The 20,270-nt window shown below is 71.2% G+C and carries 17 protein-coding genes; 6 read left to right on the top strand and 11 right to left on the bottom strand.

Annotation, left to right across the window (positions count from 1 at the left end):
* Positions 1-30 precede the first annotated feature (30 nt).
* The gene (locus tag DDV73_RS23005; RefSeq protein ID WP_240617435.1) at positions 31-702 is read left to right on the top strand and encodes a DUF998 domain-containing protein; all 672 of its coding nucleotides are present in this window, start codon (positions 31-33) and stop codon (positions 700-702) included.
* A gap of 545 nt (positions 703-1,247) precedes the next feature.
* Here the strand turns inward: DDV73_RS23005 and DDV73_RS23000 are convergent.
* The gene (locus tag DDV73_RS23000; RefSeq protein ID WP_109509609.1) at positions 1,248-1,901 is read right to left on the bottom strand and encodes a response regulator; all 654 of its coding nucleotides are present in this window, start codon (positions 1,899-1,901) and stop codon (positions 1,248-1,250) included.
* A complete protein-coding gene (locus DDV73_RS22995) occupies positions 1,898-3,040 on the bottom strand; it encodes a sensor histidine kinase (RefSeq protein ID WP_240617434.1) in 1,143 nt (380 codons plus the stop codon). Before DDV73_RS22995 ends, DDV73_RS23000 begins: the two co-directional genes overlap by 4 nt.
* Before the next feature lie 161 nt (positions 3,041-3,201).
* On the opposite strand from DDV73_RS22995, the gene DDV73_RS22990 reads away from it, so the two are divergent.
* Entirely contained in the window at positions 3,202-5,355 is a 2,154-nt protein-coding gene (locus DDV73_RS22990; protein WP_109509608.1) for an MMPL family transporter, read from the top strand.
* A 139-nt stretch (positions 5,356-5,494) separates the two neighbouring features.
* On the opposite strand, the gene DDV73_RS22985 is transcribed toward DDV73_RS22990, so the two are convergent.
* The 9 genes from DDV73_RS22985 to DDV73_RS22945 all read right to left on the bottom strand — a co-directional run bounded on the left by DDV73_RS22985 (position 5,495) and on the right by DDV73_RS22945 (position 16,057).
* Positions 5,495-6,178: a DUF3558 family protein gene (locus DDV73_RS22985; protein ID WP_161962508.1), complete on the bottom strand. Its 684-nt coding sequence runs from the start codon at positions 6,176-6,178 to the stop codon at positions 5,495-5,497.
* 45 nt (positions 6,179-6,223) lie between these two features.
* Positions 6,224-6,994, bottom strand: coding sequence for a DUF1295 domain-containing protein (locus tag DDV73_RS22980; protein ID WP_109509606.1), 771 nt, complete (start codon positions 6,992-6,994; stop codon positions 6,224-6,226).
* Entirely contained in the window at positions 6,991-8,235 is a 1,245-nt protein-coding gene (locus DDV73_RS22975; RefSeq protein WP_109509605.1) for an SAM-dependent methyltransferase, read from the bottom strand. Before DDV73_RS22975 ends, DDV73_RS22980 begins: the two co-directional genes overlap by 4 nt.
* Positions 8,232-9,485 (bottom strand): SAM-dependent methyltransferase, encoded by a 1,254-nt coding sequence (locus tag DDV73_RS22970; protein WP_109509604.1) that lies wholly within the window; start codon positions 9,483-9,485, stop codon positions 8,232-8,234. Before DDV73_RS22970 ends, DDV73_RS22975 begins: the two co-directional genes overlap by 4 nt.
* Positions 9,448-10,203: a DUF1365 domain-containing protein gene (locus DDV73_RS22965; RefSeq protein ID WP_206051054.1), complete on the bottom strand. Its 756-nt coding sequence runs from the start codon at positions 10,201-10,203 to the stop codon at positions 9,448-9,450. The genes DDV73_RS22970 and DDV73_RS22965 overlap by 38 nt, the downstream gene beginning before the upstream one ends.
* The gene (locus DDV73_RS22960; protein ID WP_206051053.1) at positions 10,200-11,633 is read right to left on the bottom strand and encodes an NAD(P)/FAD-dependent oxidoreductase; all 1,434 of its coding nucleotides are present in this window, start codon (positions 11,631-11,633) and stop codon (positions 10,200-10,202) included. The genes DDV73_RS22965 and DDV73_RS22960 overlap by 4 nt, the downstream gene beginning before the upstream one ends.
* Before the next feature lie 247 nt (positions 11,634-11,880).
* A complete protein-coding gene (locus tag DDV73_RS22955) occupies positions 11,881-13,338 on the bottom strand; it encodes a serine/threonine-protein kinase (RefSeq protein ID WP_109509603.1) in 1,458 nt (485 codons plus the stop codon).
* Positions 13,339-13,432: 94 nt separating this feature from the next.
* The gene (locus DDV73_RS22950) at positions 13,433-14,569 is read right to left on the bottom strand and encodes a GTP-binding protein (protein ID WP_109509602.1); all 1,137 of its coding nucleotides are present in this window, start codon (positions 14,567-14,569) and stop codon (positions 13,433-13,435) included.
* Positions 14,570-14,725: 156 nt separating this feature from the next.
* A complete protein-coding gene (locus DDV73_RS22945) occupies positions 14,726-16,057 on the bottom strand; it encodes an acyltransferase family protein (RefSeq protein WP_206051052.1) in 1,332 nt (443 codons plus the stop codon).
* A gap of 111 nt (positions 16,058-16,168) precedes the next feature.
* On the opposite strand from DDV73_RS22945, the gene tyrS reads away from it, so the two are divergent.
* The 4 genes from tyrS to DDV73_RS22925 are packed head-to-tail and all read left to right on the top strand — an operon-like array spanning position 16,169 to position 19,855.
* Positions 16,169-17,440, top strand: a complete 1,272-nt coding sequence (gene tyrS / locus DDV73_RS22940) for a tyrosine--tRNA ligase (protein ID WP_109509600.1) — start codon at positions 16,169-16,171, stop codon at positions 17,438-17,440.
* 51 nt (positions 17,441-17,491) lie between these two features.
* Positions 17,492-18,082, top strand: coding sequence for a hypothetical protein (locus DDV73_RS22935; RefSeq protein WP_109509599.1), 591 nt, complete (start codon positions 17,492-17,494; stop codon positions 18,080-18,082).
* Complete coding sequence (locus DDV73_RS22930) at positions 18,082-18,849, top strand: ArsR/SmtB family transcription factor (RefSeq protein WP_109509598.1); 768 nt, start codon at positions 18,082-18,084, stop codon at positions 18,847-18,849. Before DDV73_RS22935 ends, DDV73_RS22930 begins: the two co-directional genes overlap by 1 nt.
* Positions 18,806-19,855, top strand: coding sequence for an alpha-hydroxy acid oxidase (locus tag DDV73_RS22925; protein ID WP_109509597.1), 1,050 nt, complete (start codon positions 18,806-18,808; stop codon positions 19,853-19,855). Before DDV73_RS22930 ends, DDV73_RS22925 begins: the two co-directional genes overlap by 44 nt.
* The last annotated feature ends 415 nt before the right edge of the window (positions 19,856-20,270 follow it).

The raw sequence follows: 20,270 nt of genomic DNA, 5'->3' as shown, positions 1-20,270 counted from the left end.
TCCGCTAGTCACGACCCACTGGAGGATGGAATGACGGATCTAGAGTCTTCGACTGGTTTCGATCATGGCGCCGCCGTCACCCGCTCGATGCTGGGATGGGGAGTTGTCGCTGGCCCCTTCTATCTCAGCTTCGGTCTCATCCTCGCGCTCACCCGTCCAGGATTCGACCTGGCCCGGGATGCGCTGAGCCTGCTGCTTATCGGAGACCTCGGCTGGTTGCAGTGGCTGAACCTGGTTCTCTCGGGGCTGATGACGATCGTGGCGGCGATCGGGCTGCTCCGGACGCCGGGATGGTCACGCAGGGCGGCGGCATTGGTGGGGATGTACGGCCTGTGCCTTGTGCTCAGTGCGATTTTCCCGCCGGACCCAACCGGCAAGTTCCCGCCAGGTGTGGGAGGCGGAGAGTTCACAGCGCAGGGGGTGCTCCACCTCGTGTTCGGCGGTCTCGGATTCGTCTGCGTCGGTGTGGCCGCAACCCTTGCCGGCTCCTGGCTAGGTAGACGCTGGGCGCGCGGTGCGCTGTGGTCGAGGATCGCAGGGGTCGCGATAGTCCTGACGTTCATCGCAGGCGGTGCGCTGGCGGCACTGCCCGGCGGCGTCGGACTTATCTGGATCACGGTACTTTCGACCTGGCTATGGCTGGCCATCGTCTCGATCGCCGCCTATCGTGCCATACCTCATCCGGTCATGGCCCGGCGCTGACGCGGCCGCACGAGCACTGGGGGTCGGCGCCTCGGTCAGGGGCGGCAGCCTCTGCTTGACAGCGATGACCTATGCGAGGAACGTCTTAATTGTCTGATATGTCCGGTCAAAATCTAGACACCTCCATATGAGCAAAGGGGAATCGCTATGACTAGCAGTACCCGGCTTACCGCAGCTCTCTGCGGTGTCGCCCTCGCAACAGGTGCCTTGGCAGTCTCCACAGCGGCGCCAGCGAACGCGACGGCCGCATCATGCAGCAGCTACCTCTCCTCGATCGACGACCTTGCCGCGTTCACCGGCGGCACGGTCTGTGTGGCGGCGGAGATAGCCTCCGACCTTCTCGGCCAAGAGCCAGCGCAGTCGGTGTGCGAGGTCGCCATGGCCGTCGCAACGGTGCTGTCCGGACTGACGGCCGACCAGGTTGAAGAGGCCTGCGCCCTCGCAGTCCAACCCTGAGATGTCGTCGATCCGAAGATCTTCGTCCTGCGGGCTCCCGGCTACCCGGCCGGGGGCCCGCGGTCTTGGTGCCGTGAGACGAGAAGCAGTCAGCTGCCCATCCGGCCGGTCTCGTACGCCCACATCGCGATCTCGACCCGGTTGCGGACGCCCAGCTTGGTCATCAGTGCGGTCAGGTGGGTCTTGACCGTGCTGAGGCTGATGTGGAGCTCGTCGGCGATCTCGGCGTTGGTGCGGCCGCGGGCGACGGTCAGCAGCACCTCCTCCTCGCGGTCGGTGAGCGGCTCGACGGGCTGGGTGCGCGGCCGGGTCCGGGTCCGGGCGAACGTCGCCAGCAGTCGCGCGGTGATGTTGGGAGCGATCAGCGCGTCGCCGCTGGCGGCGGCCCGGATCGCCTGGACCAGCAGCTCCGGACCGGCGTCCTTGAGCAGGAAGCCGCGAGCGCCGGCCTCGAGGGCGCCGTACACGTAGTCGTCGAGGTCGAACGTCGTGATCACGACGATCGCGAGCGGGTCGGCGACCTCCGGCCCGGCGAGCCGGCGCGTCGCCTCCAGCCCGTCCATGCCGGGCATCCGGATGTCGACGAGGCAGACATCGGGCCGCAGCTCGTGTGCGAGCGCGACGAGCGCGGCGCCGTCGGCCGCTTCGCCGACCACGGTCAGGTCCGGCTGCGCGTCGAGGATCATCCGGAGGCCGGTACGCACGATCTCCTGGTCGTCGGCGACCACCACCCGGATGCTCACCGGTCGCGTCCGCTCTTCGGGAGTACGGCGCGCACCGTCCAGCCGCCGGCCGGGTCGGGCCCGGCGTCGAGCGTGCCGCCGAGGAGCGCGGCGCGCTCGGTCATGCCGATCAGCCCGTAGCCCGTGAGGTACGACGCAGCCGCGTCGACGCCGTCGTCCCGCACTGTCAGCAGCACCTCGTCCCCGGACTCGGTGACCGCCACGTCGACGCGGGTGGCCTGTCGCGCGTGCCGGACCGCGTTGGTGACCGACTCCTGGGCGATCCGGAAGAGCGCGGTGCCGACCGCGGCTCCCAGCGTGCCCAGCTCGCCGGACACGTCGACGTACACCGCCGGACGGCCGTCTGCACGCGCCAGCCCCCGCAGCTCGACAAGTCCGGGCTGCGGCGCCAGCTCGGCGCTGGCCTCGTCCCGGAGGCTGCCGACCACCAGCCGCATCTCGGCCAGAGTGCGCGACGCCTCGTCCTCGATCACCGCCAGTGCCTCCGCGGCCGCCTCGGGCCGGGACGCGGCGACCACCTGACCCGCCTGCGCACGGATGGCGATGGCCGAGACATGGTGGGCAACGGTGTCGTGCAGCTCGCGGGCCAGCTGCTGGCGCTCGAGGAGCTTCACCTGGTCGAGCTCGCGCGACCGGGAGGTCACCGCGAACCGGACCGCCGCACCCAGCACCGCGGGAATGAACAGGAAGATCAGCCCCGCGACCGCCTCGCCCAGGCCGTTGTAGTCCTCGGCGGTCCCGACCACGCCCGCGACCAGGATCACCGGCACGCCGATGGCCACCTCCCGTCCGGATCCCCACCGCAGCAGCGCGTAAGGAAGGAGCAGGGTCAGGATGCTGGCGTAGACGCCGACCGCACCCACCCCGGCGATCGCCGCCGCGACGAAGGTGACGAAGTGGGTGCCGAACACGGCGAGCACCACCTGCAGCGGATGAGTACGCCGCCACAGCAGCGCGTACGCCAGCCCGAGCGCGACGATGATGGACACCGCGGGCCAGACGACGTGATCGCCGAGGACCCCCTCGAGCACCGCCGCCGGCACCAGGACGGCAACCAGCAGCCAGTCCCGCCAGACCCGCCGGGGCGCGCCCGGGGCCCGCGGTTCGGCCAGCAGCGAGCGCACGATGTCAGGGATCACCAGGCAAGCGTAGAGATCCCGCGACGCCGGCGTATCGGCCCAAAGTACGACGCCGTACCCGGCCGGTCGGCCGGTCCGATCCGGACCCTTCGCCCGAGGCGGAGCAGCCGCCGCCGACGCCACGCTGGAGCGTCCCCGCAGTTCAAACCAGGAGGAAGATCATGCTCTCGCGTGCCCTGTACCGTCTCGGCCGACTGGCCGCGCGCCGACCCTGGGCGGTGCTCGCGGCCTGGCTCGTGGCCGCGGTGATCGTCGTCGGCACCTCGAACGTCGCGGGGGAGGAGCTCGAGGAGCAGTTCGGCGCCCCGGGCCTGGACTCCCAGCGGGCTGCGGACCTGCTCGAGGCCAAGGGTTCGGACCAGGCCGGGCCCACCGCCCAGATCGTGCTGACGCCGCAGGCATCGGACGCTACCTTCGACCGGCCGGGCGCTCCGGCCACGGCACTGGCCGACGTCCGCGCCGAGGCCGAGCAGCTCCCGAACGTGCTCGGCGCCTCCGAGCCCAGCATCTCCCCGGACGGCCGGGTCGCGCTGGTCCGGCTGCAGTACGCCGCGCTCGACCAGCTCAGTCCGGACGATCTCCACAATCTCAAGGAGCTCCAGGGTGACCAGGCGGGGCTGACCGTCGAGCTGAACGGCGACCTCTTCTTCGCGTTCGACGAGGCGGAGACCGGCATCGGCGAGATGCTCGGCCTCGGCGTCGCGGTGGTGCTGCTGCTGTGGACCTTCGGGTCGTTCGTCGCCGCCGGCCTGCCGCTCGGCACCGCCCTGGTCGGCCTCGCTGTCGGGGTCAGCGCGCTGCCCCTGCTCTCGCGGCTGGTCGACATCCCGCTCTGGGCGCCCCAGCTCGGAGCCATGGTCGGCCTCGGAATCGGCCTCGACTATGCGCTCTTCCTGCTGACCCGGCACCGCGAGAACCTCGCCCACGGCCTGGACGTCGAGGAGTCGCTCGCGCGCGCGGTCGCCACCGCCGGCCGGACCGTGGTCTTCGCCGGCGGCATCGTGGTGGTGGCGATCCTCGGGCTGGCAGTGTCCGGGATCCCGTTCGTGACCGCCGCCGGGATCGCGCTGTCGCTCGTCGTACTCGTGATGATGCTGGCGTCGGTGACGCTGTTGCCCGCCCTGATCCGGCTCGCCGGCCGACGGCTGCAGCCGAAGCGGCACACCGACCGAACCCAGCGGCCTGCGAACGCGGCCTGGTCGCGCTGGGGCCGGCACGTGACCCGGCACCCGTGGGCCTACGCCCTGGCCGGCACCGCCGTACTGCTCGCGATGGCCGCCCCGGCGCTCGCGCTGCGGGTCGGCATGCCCGACGAGGGCACCTTCCCCGAGCACCGGACCGAGCGGCGGGCGTATGACCTGGTCGCCCAGGGCTTCGGGCCCGGCTTCAACGGGCCGCTGGTCGTCGCCGTCGACACGGCCGGCGACCCCGGCGTACTGCCGCCGCTGCGCGCCGCCCTCGCGGCGGACAAGGGGGTCAGCACGGTGACCTCGCCGGCGTATGACGACGCGACCGGCCTGGCGACGATCGTCGCCTACCCGACTACCGGTCCCCAGGACTACGCCACCGTCGACACCCTGCGCCGGCTGCGCGCGGACGCGATCCCGACATCCCTTACCGACAGCCCGGCCAGAGCCCATGTCGGCGGGCAGACGGCCACCGTGGTCGACGTCGGCGAGCGGGTCCGGCAGCGGCTGCCGTGGCTGGTCACGGCCGTGATCGTGCTGTCCGCGCTGCTGCTGGTCGTGGTGTTCCGCTCGGTCGTGGTCCCGCTCAAGGCGGCGCTGCTCAACCTGCTCGGCATCGGCGCGTCGTACGGCGTGATCGTGATGGTCTTCCAGTGGGGCTGGGGCGCCGGGCTGATCGGGCTGGAGTCGACGGTGCCAATCGTGTCGTTCATCCCGATGTTCATGTTCGCGATCCTGTTCGGGCTGTCCATGGACTACGAGGTCTTCCTGCTCTCCCGGATCCGCGAGGAGTACGACGCCGCCGGCGACACCGTGGCCGCCGTCGTCGACGGCATCGCGCGCACCGCCCGGGTGATCACCTCGGCCGCCGCGATCATGATCGTGGTCTTCTTCGGCTTCGTGTTCGGCGCCCATCCGGCCATCAAGATGTTCGGGCTCGGGCTGTCCACCGCGATCCTGATCGACGCCACCATCGTGCGGATGGTGCTGGTGCCGTCCCTGATGACGCTGCTCGGCCGCGCCAACTGGTGGCTGCCGGCCTGGCTCGCGCGGCTGCTGCCGCCCGCCGCGCACTCATCCCAGGCGTCGCCGGGGCGGGCGGCCGACCAGCCGGCGCTGACCGGCTGAGTCGGAGGGGGTCTGTCGGTTGGTGATACGGCTGCGCTACCAAGGCCGTTTGGTAGCGCACCTGTATCACCAACCGCGAACCCCTTGTGGCAAATGGCGGGCCGATCGTTGCGAAGCCTCGCGCGGCTGCTGCCGCCGGCTACGTCGTCGCCGCGCGGTGAACGCGTCGAGCCGCCCGCCCTACAGCCTCGTTAGGCAGCCGATCCTCGAGACCGCTCGGGTCTGCGGTCGAGACGGTCGTGTAGTGACCGCCGCTGCAGATCTGGGCGGTCACGGCCTTTGGCTTGTCGGTGTTCGGAATCACCGTCACGATCGACTGCGAGCCGGGTGGACGTCCCTGCACCTCGAGCATCTCGGAGAAGACCGAGCACGCCTCGTCCGATTCGAGATCCTGTCCAGACTCGACCAGCGCCGCACCCTTCCGGAGCTTCTTGAGGTTGGTCTTGTCCGTGACGAGGCCGGATGCCTCGATCTGCTTGAGGATCTCCGGTAGGGACCGGGACCAGACCGATGCGTCGGTGCTGGCTGCCTGCACCCACTGGGTTCCGGCCTTGGCGCGCCATAGGCACTGCGGAACTCCCGCAAGATCACCGGGTTCCGGTGCCGTCGCAGGCCCGCCGACGATCTCCTTGATCTCCGCCGCGGTGAGCAGGGTGCAGGCATCATCGCTCTCGGACGACGGGCTCTCCGAGGCCGAGCTCTCCGGCGCCGACTGTGACTGCGATGTCGACGTCGACGGCGTTGCCGGATCGTCGGTCGACTCTGCGTCGTCCGAGCCGGAGCAGGCAGTCAGCAGGAGGAGGCCGAGGAGGAGCGAGAGCATACGCACGCCGGATTGTTGCATGGCCTCGCCAACGACGCCGCGAGTTCAGGAACGCGGTGGGAGCGGGAAGAAGCCGGAGGTACGGCGCCGGTAGTCGTCCCAGCCAGCTCGGCCGGCTAGCTGGCGCTCGAGGAGCCGCTTCCCGGAGCCGAAGACCAGGAGGTAGACCATCACCACCGGCGACACGATGGTGAGTACGCCGGGCCACCGCTCGGCGGCGACCAGGAAGATGCCGACCCAGACACACGCGTCGCCGAAGTAGTTCGGGTGCCGGGTGTAGCGCCACAGACCGCGGTCCATCACTGGGCCGCGGTCTGGGTCGGCCTTGTACCGCTCCAGCTGCCAGTCGCCGATCGCCTCGAAGGCCAGGCCGTACGCCCACAGCGCCACTCCCGCCCACGCCAGCCAGGTCACGCCGCCGCTCGTGGTCATCCCGACCACGAGCGGCTGCGCGATCACCAGGGCCAACGCACCCTGCAGCCCGTATACCATCAGCGCGGTGTAGACCGGTCCGCGGGAGGCGAGCAGCTTGGCGTAGCGCGGGTCCTCGGGCTTGCCGCGGCTGCGCCAGCCGATGTGCAGTGCCAGCCGCCCGCCCCACAGCACCGCCATCGCCACCAGCAGGCCTCGTCGCAGCTCGTCGCCGGAGCCCGGCGTGACGACGTACGCCGCGACCGCGGCCGCGCCGAACAGCACGCCCCACGCGATGTCGATGACGCTGTGCTTGCCGGCAACGCGGGACGCGGCGTAGGTCACGGCCAGGACGGCGATCACGGCGATGGCCGCCCAGCCCAGCGCCGTGAGGTACGCCGTCATGCCGGCCGCCCTGCCGGTCGCCGCGCCAGGATCTGGTCCACGCCCATCCGTCCCTCCTCGAAGGCCAGCCCGCCGCCGACCAGGTACAGCCGCCACACCCGGGCCAGCTCCTCGCCGACCAGCGCGACCGCGTCGTCGTACCGCGCCTCAAGCTTCGCGAGCCAGTCCGCCGCGGTCCGCACATAGTGCTCGCGCAGCGCCTGCACCCCGCGCACCTCGAAGCCGGCCGCCTCCACGAAGGACAGTGTCTCCGGCAGCGGCCGCATGTGCATGTCCGGCGCGATGTAGCTCTCGATGAACGGGCCGCCTCCCGGCGCGGTGCCTGCGTGCCGAGACATCTGCTGGAGCAGCAGGTGGCCGCCGGGTGCGAGGTGCCGGTGCAGCGTCGCGACGTAGGTCGGGTAGTTCTGCTGGCCGACGTGCTCGCCCATCTCGATCGAGGCGACCGCGTCGTAACTCGCGGGGGAGAGCGCGCGGTAGTCCCGCAGCAGCACCTCCGCCCGGTCGCCCAGACCGCCCTCTGCGATCGCGTCGCTCACCCAGCGGTGCTGCTGCGCGGAGATGGTGACGCCGGTGACCCGGACGCCGTACCGCTCGGCGGCGTGCAGGCTCAGCGAGCCCCAGCCGCAGCCGACATCGAGCAGCGTCATGCCGGGCTCCAGCCCGAGCTTGGTGCAGATCAGGTCGAGCTTGGCCGGCTGCGCCTGCGCCAGCGTGGTGGCCGGCGTCGGGTAGTAGCCGCACGAGTAGGCCATCGTGTCGTCCAGGACCAGCGCGTAGAACTCGTTGGAGAGGTCGTAGTGGTGGCTGATCGCACGCCGGTCCCGGTCCCGGGTGTGCAGGTCGCCTGACAGCCGGGCCTCGCAGGCGGGCGCCGCCGGCCGCGGCCCGAGTACGCCGAGCTGTACGGCGCGCCCGGCCGACAGCACGGTCCGGGCCAGCCGGGCCGGCGCGGGCCGGGCCCTGTCCACGCTGTGCGCCAGCCGCCACATCGCCCGCAGCCCGGCATCGAGATCCGCCGCGCCCCGCGGAGCGTCGAGGTCGCCGGTTACGTAGGCCCGCGCCAGCCCGAGCTCGCCGGGCTGCCACAGCAGCCGGCGCAGCGCCCGGCGGGACCGAACGTGCACCAGTGGCGCGTCGGCAGGCCCGGCCTCGGAGCCGTCCCACGCCCGGATCCGCAGCGGCAGCGGCACCCCGAGCGCCGACTCGCCGAGTGCGGCCAGGCCGCTCGCCGCGGTCATGCCTTCTCCATGCCGAGCTGGACGACGTCGAGGTAGCCGGACCGGAAGCCGGCCTCGGAGTAGGCGAGGTACAGCGACCACATCCGGCGGAACGTCTCGTCGAAGCCGAGCCGGTCCACGGCCTCCGCCTTGCTCAGGAACGCGCGTCGCCAGCGCCGCAGCGTCTCCGCGTAGTGGGCGCCGAACGCGAGCTGGTCGGTGATCTCGAGCGAGGTCCGGCCGACCTGGTCGTGGATCGCGGTCAGCGACGGCAGATGCCCGCCGGGGAAGATGTACTTCACGATCCAGGTGTAGGTGTCCCGGGTGGCGAGCATCCGGTCGTGCGGCATCGTGATCGCCTGCAGCCCGACCCGGCCGCCGGGCGCGAGCAGCCGATCGAGCGTCGAGAAGTACTCCGGCCAGTGCTGCCAGCCGACCGCCTCGATCATCTCCACGCTGACGATCGCGTCGTACTCGCCCTCGACCTGGCGGTAGTCCTGCAGCCGCACCTCTACGGCGTCTGACAGTCCCGCCGCCGCCATCCGGCGCCGGGCCAGCTCGGCCTGCTCGCCCGAGATCGTCACCGTGGTCACCCGCGCGCCGCGGCCGGCGGCGCGGATCGCCAGCTCTCCCCAGCCGGTGCCGATCTCCAGCAGCCGCGTGCCGGGCCTTACCTTCGCCACATCGAGCAGCCGGTCGATCTTGCGACGCTGGGCGTCGGCCAGCTCCTCGCCGTCAGACGCAGCCGGTTCGCCGGCGAAGTGGGCCGAGGAGTAGGTCAGCGACTCGTCCAGGAACAGCGCGAACAGCTCGTTGGACAGGTCGTAGTGGCGCTGGATGTTCTGGCGGGCGCCGGCGATCGTGTTGACCTCGCGCCGCGGCCGCCGCCGTACCGCAGCCCGGCGCAGCCGCTGAAGTGGGGCGGGGATCAGCGTCGACAGCCGAGACGCGAGCACGGTCAGCACCCCCGCCAGGTCGTCGGTCTCCCAGTCGCCCGCCTGATAGGCCTCGCCGAAGCCGATCAGCGCGCCAGCTCCCAGACGCTGGAAGAACGCGTCCGGGCGGACCAGCCGCAGCGTGGGGTCGTCCTGCCCGCCGGCTCCCCAGCTGGTTCCGTCAGGCAGGACGACGCGGAGGGGCAGCCCGGTGACGGCGCGCCGGGCCAGCCGCCGGGCGACCGCCGCGCGCACCGGGCGCTGCGGCACGCGGGCGACGTCGGGCCAGCGGGCCGGGTCAATCGTGCGGGTAGGTGGTGACGCGGTGGTGGTCATCGGTGCTCCCTTCTGAGTCGGGTACGGCGGATCGCGAGTACGGCCTGAGCCCGCGGAGGTAGAGGGCGATGCCGTGCCGGCGGATGCCGGCCATCACCGCCCGGTTCTCGAGCGGACGGCGCAGGGTCGCGGCGAGCGAGGTGCCGGGCCGTCGGGTGCCGGTCATGGTGGCCACGAACGGCCGCTGGCCCGCGCGATGCAGGGTGACCGAGACGGCCAGCCGGTCGCCCGGCAGGGGCAGCCGCATCGTGTAGCTGCCGTCGACAGGGTGGAACGGCGAGACGTAGAACGCCTTCTCGGTCTCGAGTGCGTCGAAGCGCATCACGTAGCAGTGCCGGCCGCCGTAGGTGTTGCGGACCTCGGCGACGGCGTACTCCGGGGAGCCGTCGGCGGCTAGGCAGTAGAACACCGTCAGCGGGTTGAACACGTGGCCGTAGACCCGCGGCTGGGCCAGCATCAGCACCCGGTCGGGCCGCCGCACGCCGTGCTCGGCGAGCAGCCGGTCGACGTTGGCCCGGATCGACGGCAGCCCGCCGGGATGGTCCCGGGCGTCGAACCGGGCCAGCCGGTGCCACGGCGCCGGCAGCCGCGGCAGGTCGTCGAGGTCGACCAGCCAGGTGCGGATCCGGTTCCGGAACGCGTAGGGGAGCGGGTCGCGACGCCGGTGCCCGATCTCGACGTCGTAGCACCACGGCAGCCCCGCGAATGCCGCGCTCACCACGTCACCCCGAGGGGTGTGTCTCCTGGCCCCGCGCCTGCTGCGCGGCGTTTCGGACTCGATCTGGCTGCGTTGGCGCCGCTCGACGGGCCACCGGCCCGCCTTCGCGTCGCCGCCTTGCCAGATCGGCCCGAAACACCGCTCGCGACGGCGCCGGGCCAGGAGACACACCCCAGGCTCTCCGCGGCGCGGACGCCGGCGCGACAGCCGTCCTCGTGGAATCCCCAGCCGTGGTAGGCGCCGGCGAACGCCAGGACCCCGTCGTTGAGCTCCGGCAGTCGGCGCTGAGCGGCGACCGAGGCCGGCGTGAACACCGGGTGCGCGTAGCTCATCCGCGCGATCACCTCCTGGTCCGGCACCGACCCGTCGTCGTTCAGCGTGACCAGGAACCGGTCCTCGGTCACCAGCCGCTGCAGCCGGTTGAGGTCGTAGCTGACCCGGACCGGCGTGGCGCCCGGGTCGCACGCCGGCAGCAGGTAGTTCCACGAGGCTTGCGCGCGGGGTGCGGTCGGCAGCACCGAGGTGTCCCCGTGGAGGACGGTCGGGTTGGCCGAGTATTCAAAGGCGCCGAGCACGTCGCGCTCGGCGTCGGTCGGCTCGGCGAGCAGGGCCAACGCCTGGTCGGGGTGGGTGGCCACCACGACCGCGTCGTACGCCGTCACTCGGCCGCCGTCGTCGGTCACCTCGACGCCCTGCGTCACCCTCCGGATCTGCCGGACCGGGGTGGAGGTGTGGACGGCGGTGAGGTTCTTGGCGGCGCGCTCGACGTACCTGGCCGAGCCGCCGGTCACGGTCCGCCACTGCGGCGATCCGGTCACGGTCAGCATCCCGTGGTTGGCCAGGAACCCGAACAGGTAGCGGGCCGGGTACTCGTCGACCAGGTGCGGGCCGCAGGACCAGACGGCGGAGACCAGCGGAGTCACGAAGTGGCTGCGGAAGTAGCGGCTGAACCGGCCACGGTCGAGGAAGGCACCCAGGGTCTCGAGGTCGTCGTCAGCAGCGGGCTCGGCCGCGAGGAGAGCCCGCGCCTGCCGGTGGAACCTCGGCACCTCGGCGAGCATCGCGAGATAGCGGGCTCGGGTCGCGGTCCTCAACGTCGGCAGGATGCCGCTCGGGCCGCGGCCGCCGGCGTACTCCAGGCCGCACCCGCCGCAGCAGACCGACATGCTCATCTCGGATGGCTGGGTGCGCACGCCGAGCTCGGCGAAGAGCCGGAGCAGGTTCGGGTAGGTCACCTGGTTGTGCACCAGGAAGCCGGTGTCGACGGTCAGCGGCCGGCCACGCGCGTCGGTGAGGTCGTGGCTGTGGGCGTGGCCGCCGAGGCGCTCGTCGGCCTCGTAGAGCGTGACCTCGGCGTCTCGCTGCAGCAGGTAGGCCGTAGTCAGGCCGGCCACCCCGGCGCCCACCACAGCAATGCGTCGTCGGCTCAACGATCATCCTTTCGCGCGGACCATCGCTAAGGATTCGGAGTAGTCGGGCGAACGGATTTGGGCGCAGTTCAACGGCGCCGAAAAGTGTGCTGGCCGTCCCTGACCTTCTCGGGTAGGCCAGGGACGGCCGCAAGGAGACGGGGACCCCCGGCCAATTTACTGGGCGCCTCCCCGCCTGGCCGATTCTGGCACGGTCGGGCGTGCGTGTGAATGGCTTAATACAACGAATCGATCAGAAATCACCAATTCAGCGCTCGGATGCGATGCGATACGCGCCGTCTTTATAGATCAGTTCCAGTTGCACCTCGTCGCTCCAGGTCGTCCCATTCGTCCTCCGGTAGTCGACGGCGTACCTGATCGTCAGACTCTCGGGGTCGGCCTGGACGTCGCGCGCCTGCGCGGTCTCCTGCTCGTTCCAGAACGCCTCGTAGCTGTCGAACCCGTTGCTGGCGTCCCGGAACTCGCGGGTCAGCAGCAACCAGGAGTCACTCGGGTCGTCGGTCGCGTCGGCGAGATAGCCGTTGATGAACTCGGTCATCGTCGCCGCGGTCGGGTTCCCGGCAACCTGCGCGGTGTTGACGTTGGTGTCGGACGAGTTGTCATCGGCGGAGGCGTTGTCTGGTGTCTGGTCGCGGAATATCAACCAACCGGCGAGCACCATCAGGATCCCGGCGAGTACGGCGGCGGCGAAGATCAGTGCCTGCCTGGTTTGTCGCGGAGTTTGTGGCGGATTTTGTCGCGGTGCCTGTCGAAGAGCCTGTGGCCCCGGCGGTGGCTGCTGCGGCGGGGGTTGGGACACCGGTCCCAGGACCTGCGTGCCCTCCGCAGCGGGCTCGGTGACGGTGAGCTGCACGTCGGGCTCGATGGCCGGGCCGGGAGGGCCGGACGCGGTCCCACGGCTCAGCGAGACCCGAGCGGTCTGACCGGCCGCCAGGAAGCTGACCACCCGGCGCATCGGCCACCGCCGGGCCGGGTCCTTGGTCATCGTGCCTTCGAGCAGCGGCTGCAGCCAGCCGGCGGTCGGGGTCCGCGGCGGCTCCTCGTGCACGATCCGGTACAGCGCGCCCAGCACGTTGTTCTCCTGGACGTCGTACGGCGGTCGGCCGGCGAGCGTGTGGAAGACCGTGGCGCCCAGCGCCCAGACATCGCTGGCCGGACTCGCCGGGTGACCGGACGCGATCTCCGGTGCGAGGTAGGCGGGGGAGCCGGTGAGCAGGCCGGTCTTGGTGATGGTCGCGTCGGTGTCGGCGCGGGCGATGCCGAAGTCGGTCAGCCTCACCTCGCCGTCGGGTGTGACCATGATGTTGCCGGGCTTTACGTCGCGGTGCACGATCCCCTCTGCGTGCGCGGCGGCCAGTCCGGAGGCGGCCTGGATCGCGACCGAGGCCGCCTCGTCGACCGCCAACCGGCCCTGGTCGCGGACCAGCCGGCCGAGGGTCACGCCCTCGACGTACTCCATCACCAGCCAGTACCGGCCGCCTTCCTCGACGAGGTCGAAGACCGCGACCACGTTCGGGTGGCTCAGGCTCGCGGCATGCCGCGCCTCACGGCGTACCCGGACCACGTTGACGTCCTCGGCGCCGGGCAGCAGCCCGATCTGCTTGAGCGCAACCTGCCGGCCCAGGACCTTGTCCTGGCCCAGCCATACGCTGCCCATGCCGCCGCGCCCGATCTCCCGGACCGGCGAGTACCTGCCTGCGATCAAAACCGTGGTCGTCCCTTCGTGTGCCGACAATCAGGGTAGGCAGACGAGATGAGAAACCCGGCGTGACGACGGTCTCAGCCAGAGCTGAGCCGGCTCATGCGACCTCGGAGTAGCTGCCCAGCCAGGCGTCGAAGTCGTCGTCCCGGCCGGCCCACCGGGCCAGCCCGCGGGCGAGCTCGGCCTCGGACATCAGCACGTCCTCGACCGCACGGGCCACTGCGTCGCGGCCGTCGCCGAGGCCGGTGATCAGGATCCGGGTCCGGGGCTCGCGCTCCTGCCAGAGCCCTGACGTGCCGATCGCGAGTGCGCCGCCGGCGCCGTCCCACGCGTTCAGGGCGAGCGGCCGGGTCGGCAGCCAGAAGCAGCCGCGGCTGCGGACGCCGTGCCCGCCGATGTCCTCGATCCGGTCCAGCAGGCGCCGCGGGTGGAACGGGCGCCAGGTGTCGACGGCGAGGGTCCACATCCCACCGTCCGGGTCGCGGGTGACGTCCACGATCTCGCCGTTCGGGCGCTCGCCGCCCGGCACCCGGCCGGTCAGCTCGACCGCCGCATCCGCGGCGTCGTGGTCGCGTACGGCGAGCAGCCGGGCGGCGGCGAGATCACCGGGCTCGGCGGTGACCTGCACGCCCGGCCGGCACAGCTCGCCCAGCAGCGCGGCCGCATCGTCGGGGAGCGCCTCGTCGGTGCAGAGAACGATGTCGGCGTACTCCAGCTGGTCGCAGATCACCCCGCCGACCGTCCGGTCGTCGTACTCCGGCCCACCGCGCTCGCGCACCAGGTCATCGCCGAATACATCGCCGACCAAGGTCTCACCCGTGACCGCCGCCAGCACCGACCGGACGTCGACGTACCGGCCCGCCGGCCGGCCGCGGACGACCATGTGCCGCAGCGCGCGCACCACGGGGACCACCTCGGCCGAATCCGGCAGGTCGAGCACGGCCGAGGACCACCGGCCCCCGGCCTCCTCGGCGAGCCGGACCATCGTCGGCACGATCTCGTAGCGCAGCGCGCAGGTGAGGCAGGCGTGCTCGACCGGGACCCTGACGTCCTCGACCACGCCGGTGCCGTCGCTGACCACCCGCCGGATGAAGCCGACCTCGAGCTCGATCTCGTGGCGGACGACGACCGGCTGCGGGAGCTCGAGAGCCAGGCTCATCGCGGCGACGGCCTGGCTCTCACGGTTCGAGCCGCAGAGGACGACGAGGGGGAGTCGAGTGGTCGTGTCAGTCATGCCCTAGATGATAACGGTTCTCATCTGTGTCGTTGCAAGGCACATCTCGCCAACGCGGTCGCCGTACCGAAGAGTAGGACGGTTTCAGCAGCCGCAGAGCGTCGTACTCTTCGGTACCGCAGCAGCCCGGATCGGCCCTCAGTCCTCGTTCGATTGCTAAGAGCGGGCAAAGCGTCCAAGCGGCACACGCACGACCCCGAAGACGACCATCGCGAGGATCGGGATCAGCGGCAGGTACCACCGCAGGGTGCCGTCCTTGGTGGCGATGCCGAGCGCGGCCATCAGCCCGAGGCCAGCGCAGATGGTGACCATCGCCAGCACCGGCAGCAGCAGGTGCGGGGCCGGCCGGTCGTCGCGCGCCGGCTGCTCGAACCGGCCGAGTACGACGACCAGCAGGGCCGTGGCCAGCGCCAGGATCCCGAACCACGCCGGCCGGAACGCCCACCAGCCGGCCGTGTTCGGCTCCAGCCCGAGGCCCGCGCCACCGAGCGACATCGAGATCGCGACCACGATGCCGAGCGCGGTCAGGTGCCAGAGGTAGATGGTCATGATCCGGGCATTGACGAAAATGGTTGTCATCCAGACCCGGCGCCGCGCGACCAGCCGGGCCAGCGCCGGCTCCAGTGCCAGCACGACGCCGGCCTGCATCAGGCCGAGGAAGCCGAGGGTGATCCGGGTCGGGTAGGAGTTGTTCACGCCGTGCCCGGAGACGCCGACCATCGACACGCCGTACGGCCCGTAGTGGACCAGCGCCAGCAGCCCGGCCAGGCCGACCGCCGCCAGCAGCAGCCGGCGGCCGGTGCCGGCAAGCGCGCCGTCGCGCCAGGCGTAGCCGAGCTGGTGGACCGTGCCCCAGACGATCGCGTAGTTCAGGAAGCCGACCAGCAGCTGGTCGGTCGAGATCGACACGTAGTCGACCAGCGCGCCGGCCGCGAGCCCGCCGCCGATCGACCACCAGCCGAACCGGTCCCACAGCTTCAGGGTCAGCGGCGCGAGCGAGACCACCACGACGTACGCCGCGAGGAACCAGGTCGGCACCAGCGAGGCGCGGCTGGCGATGTTGAGGGTGGCGGTGTCGGCGCCGAGCGCGTGCGCCGCGGGCGCCAGGATCGTCCAGAAGACCATCAGCGGCAGCACCGGGATCACCAGCCGGCGGAGCCGGGTGCGAAGCCAGCCGCCGTACGTCGTGCCGCGGGAGCTGGCCGCCCGCCAGGAGATCGCGTTCGCGTAGCCACCGACCAGGAAGAACACTGGCATCACCTGCAGCACCCAGGTCAGCGGGTGCGTCCACAGGGCCATCCCGAGCAGGTCACCGCGGTGCAGGTCGCCGCCGTTGTCGACGTACACGGCAGCCATCAGCCAGTGGCCGAGAACGACGACCAGGATGGCGGCGCCCCGGAGCAGGTCGACCACGCGGTTGCGGTCGTCGGGCGTGGCGTCGGCCATGGCGGCGAGACGCGACGGGGTGGAGGTGGCAGTCAGGCTCATGGGCATCAGACTTCCCGAGCCCTGACGAAACCGCTTGAGTACGAGTACCCGACGTGCGGCAGACTGACACCCAGCCTGCGTCGATGCAGTACCCACGCGAGAGGAAGCACCTTGTCCACCGAATCCAACGTTCTCGACGAGCTCGAGTGGCGCGGCCTGATCGCCCACTCGACCGACCGCGACGCGCTGCGCGCCGCGCTCGCCGAGGGGAGCGTTCGGTTCTATGTGGGCTTCGACCCGACCGCGCCGAGCCTGCACATGGGCAACCTGGTCCAGATCCTGACCGCCAAGCGGCTGCAGGACGCCGGGCACACGCCGTACGCACTGGTCGGCGGCGCTACTGGCATGATCGGTGACCCCAAGGAGTCGGGGGAGCGGACCCTGAACTCGCTGGACACGGTCAAAGACTGGGTGGAGCGAGTACGCCGTCAGATCGAGCCGTTCCTCAGCTTCGAGGGCGAGCACGCGGCGACGATGGTCAACAACTACGACTGGACCGCCTCGATGTCGACCATCGACTTCCTGCGCGACATCGGCAAGCACTTCCCGGTCAACCGGATGCTGGCCCGCGACGTCGTGAAGTCGCGGCTCGAGGCCGGGATCAGCTACACCGAGTTCAGCTACGTGCTGCTGCAGTCGATGGACTACCTCCAGCTCCACCGCGACTACGGCGTGTGCCTGCAGTTCGGTGGCAGCGACCAGTGGGGCAACCTCACCGGCGGCGTCGAGCTGATCCGGCGCGCCGACGGCGGCAAGGCACACGCCTTCGCCACCCCGCTGGTGACCAAGGCCGACGGCACCAAGTACGGCAAGACCGAGGGCGGTGCCCTCTGGCTCGACCCGGAGATGATGTCGCCGTACGCCTTCTACCAGTTCTGGCTCAACGCCGAGGACGAGAAGGTCAGCGAGCTGCTGCGGATCTTCACCTTCCTGTCCCGCGAGGAGATCGGGGAGCTGGACCGGCAGACCGCCGAGAAACCGTTCCTGCGGGCCGGCCAGAAGGCGCTCGCCGAGCAGGTCACCACGCTGGTGCACGGCGCCGAGGAGACCGAGCGGATCAAGGCCGCCTCGGCCGCGCTGTTCGGCGGCGGCGACCTGCACGATCTGGCTGTGCCGACGCTGGCCGCGGCGCTGCGCGAGGCCGGTGCGGCCACCATCGAGGGCAAGGAGGCGATCCCGACGATCGTCGACCTGTTCGTGCTTGCCGGGCTCGCGAAGAGCAAGGGCGAAGCCCGCCGTACGGTCGCCGAGGGCGGTGCCTACCTCAACAACGAGCGGGTCGAGGACGCCGAGTACGTCCCCGGCGGCCAGGACCTGCTCGGCGGCAGCTGGCTGGTGCTGCGCCGCGGCAAGAAGAACCTCGCCGGCGTCGAAATCGTGTGACGCGAGAACGGTTCGGCGGCCGCCGAACCGTTCTCGCCGTACCGTCGAGGCATGGCTCTTGGTGCGGAGATCCTGGACGACCCGTCGTACGTCGTACCGCCGGTTCCGGCGGGCGCGCGTGGCGTGGCCTGGCTGCGCTCGCAGGTGGTCAGATTCAGCGAAGGTACGGCGCACAGGCGGCGCCGCGCGCTGACCGAGCGGCTGCTCGACGAGCTGCTCGTCAACCCGGCCTGGCATGACTCGCCCACTGTGGTGCTGGCGGTGAGCCTCGGGCTGCCGCCCGCTGTGGTCGACGACGTCGGTCTGGTGGCGGCGTCGTACCAGCCGCACCTGCCGGTCACGGCCGAGGCCGACGAGGCGGTGGAGCGGCTGGTCGAGCAGTGCGGCGGCCGGGACGAGCGCACGGCGGCCGTGATCTGCCTGCTCGTGCAGGCCCACGACGCTACCCGTGCCCTGATCGAGGTCCGCGCTGGCAACAGGCCGGCGCCGCCGGTGCCGGTCACCCGGCGGGTTTCGCCGGACGGCGAGCTGGTCGAGGTGGACCTCACCGAGGCGCCGTTCGGCCGCGGCCGGCATGCCTGCCCGGCCGCGGGGCTGGCGACCGTGCTCGCGGACGCCGCGACCGGCGCGGGGGAGCGGTGATGGCGGTCTCGCCCACGTCGCTTGCCGCCTTCGCGGCACTGCTCGCCGACCCGACCCGGAGCGCGATCTGCCTCGCGCTCCTGGACGGCCGGGCCTGGACCGCCGGCGAGATCGCGGCGGAGGTCGGTGTCGCGCGGTCGACCGCCAGCGAGCAGCTGACGACGCTGGTCGGCGCCGGTCTGCTCGCGGAGGAGCGACAGAGACGGCACCGCTACGTCCGGCTGAGCGGCCACCAGATCGCGACCGTGATCGAGGACCTTGCCGGCCTGGCGGGCGCACCGGAGGTTCCACGCTCACTGCGTGAGTCGCACCGCGCTCGGGATCTCGCCGCGGCTCGTACCTGCTACGACCATCTGGCCGGCGCCCTCGGCGTCGGGTTGTACGACGCCTTCGTCGACCGTGGCCTGCTCACGACCGCCGACGGCACCGCGCTGACCGCCGCCGGGAGGTCCTGGTTCACCGAGCTGCTCGGCGAGCCGGCGCTGACCGCCCGCGGGCGGCCGCTGATCCGGACCTGCCTGGACTGGACCGAGCGACGGCCGCATCTCGCCGGCGCCCTGGGCGCCGCGCTCCACCACGGCCTGCGCGAGCGCGGTTGGGTGGTGGCCGGCCCGCGGCCGCGCGCGGTTCGACTCACCGAGGCCGGTGCACACGGCCTCGAGGAGCTCCTCGGCCGCCCTATGCTTCCGAGCACCGGCGATCGAGGAGTCGAAGGAGACGGGCATGCGGGAGCGCTGGCTGGATGGGGTCGAGAAGCGAGCGCGTGACAGCCTGCCGGCCGCCGTCTACCGGTACCTGATGCAGGGCGCCCGCGAGGGGGTGTCCGCGGCCGAGGCGGTCTCGGCGTGGCAGTCAGTGCGGTTCGTGCCGCACGTGCTGCGCGATGTCACCGAGGTCGACACCGCCACCACGCTGCTCGGGACGCCGGTCGCCACGCCGGTCGGGATCGCACCGACAACCCTGCAGCGCGCCGTACACCCCGAGGGTGAGTTGGCCATGGCCCGCGCCACGGCCGCCGCCGGGTCGCTCATGGTCGTGTCCAGCAACGCCGGCACCCGGTTCGCCGAGATCGGCGCTACCGGCGTCAGCTGGTGGCTGCAGGCCTACGTGCCCGCGGACCGCAGCCTCGCCGAGCCGCTGCTCGCGCGTGCCGTGGAAGCGGGCGCGAAGGCGGTGGTGCTCACCGTCGACACGCCGGTCGTCGGCACCAAGTACGACGGTGACAACGAGACCATCTGGGACCTGCTGCCGGGCGACGTGCTCCGGGTCAACTTCGACGACGGGTACGACGACCGGCCCGGCGCTGCGAAGGCGACCGACCTCGGTGTCGGTGACATCGCCTGGCTGGGCGAGATCACCGGGCTGCCGGTGGTCGCCAAGGGCGTCGTCCGGCCGGACGACGCCCGCCGCTGCGTCCAGGCGGGCTGTGCCGCCATCTGGGTGTCGAACCATGGCGGCCGTCAGCTCGACCGCACCATCAGCACCGCGGCCGCACTGCCCGCGATCGCGAGCGCCATCGGTCCGACCGCCGAGCTGTACGTCGACGGCGGCATCCGGTCCGGCCTGGATGTGATGGCCGCAACAGCGCTCGGTGCCCGAGGTGTCTTCCTGGGCCGGCTGCCGGTTCTCAGCCTCGCTGGAGGGGAGCAGTCGGTGCGTCGGCTGCACGCCGAGCTCGCCGACGAGCTGGTCGAGGCGATGCGGCTGGGCGGCTGCACTCGCCTGTCCGACACGCCGGCGATCGTGTCGCACGATCCCGGAAACCGCCTCTGACCTGCGGAAACAAGATTGTGGCCGCTGACACGCCACTCTGATTTGACGTGCCGTTGGCTCTCGCATAATGTTCTCGCCTGTCGCCAGGGAGCGGCGGGAAGCAAGGCCGAGAGGCCGGGTTTCCGGCCCCGGGCGGAACCCTTTCTCACTCACCTCAACCGGGTGATTCGGGTGCGCGCAATAGCGGCCCCGGATCGGTTCGGATGAGTAGACGTGTGTCTGGGGCCCGAAAGGGTCAGGCTGGTTTGCGAAGTCTGACCTAACCGGGTAAGTTTAACGAGTCGCCCCAAAGCCGGTCCGAAAGGACAGGATTGGTGTGTGTCTGATGTTTGAGAACTCAACAGTGTGTCATTTAGTCGATGAATTAGTTTGTAGATGTTGCCTGCCTGTGCCCTTTGGGTGTGGGTGGGTGTCC

The organism is Nocardioides speluncae (assembly GCF_003121585.1).
GTDB classification, from domain to species: domain Bacteria; phylum Actinomycetota; class Actinomycetes; order Propionibacteriales; family Nocardioidaceae; genus Nocardioides; species Nocardioides speluncae.
The sequence above is the reverse complement of the archived record's forward strand: the minus strand, read 5'-3'. Positions and strand labels throughout refer to the sequence as shown.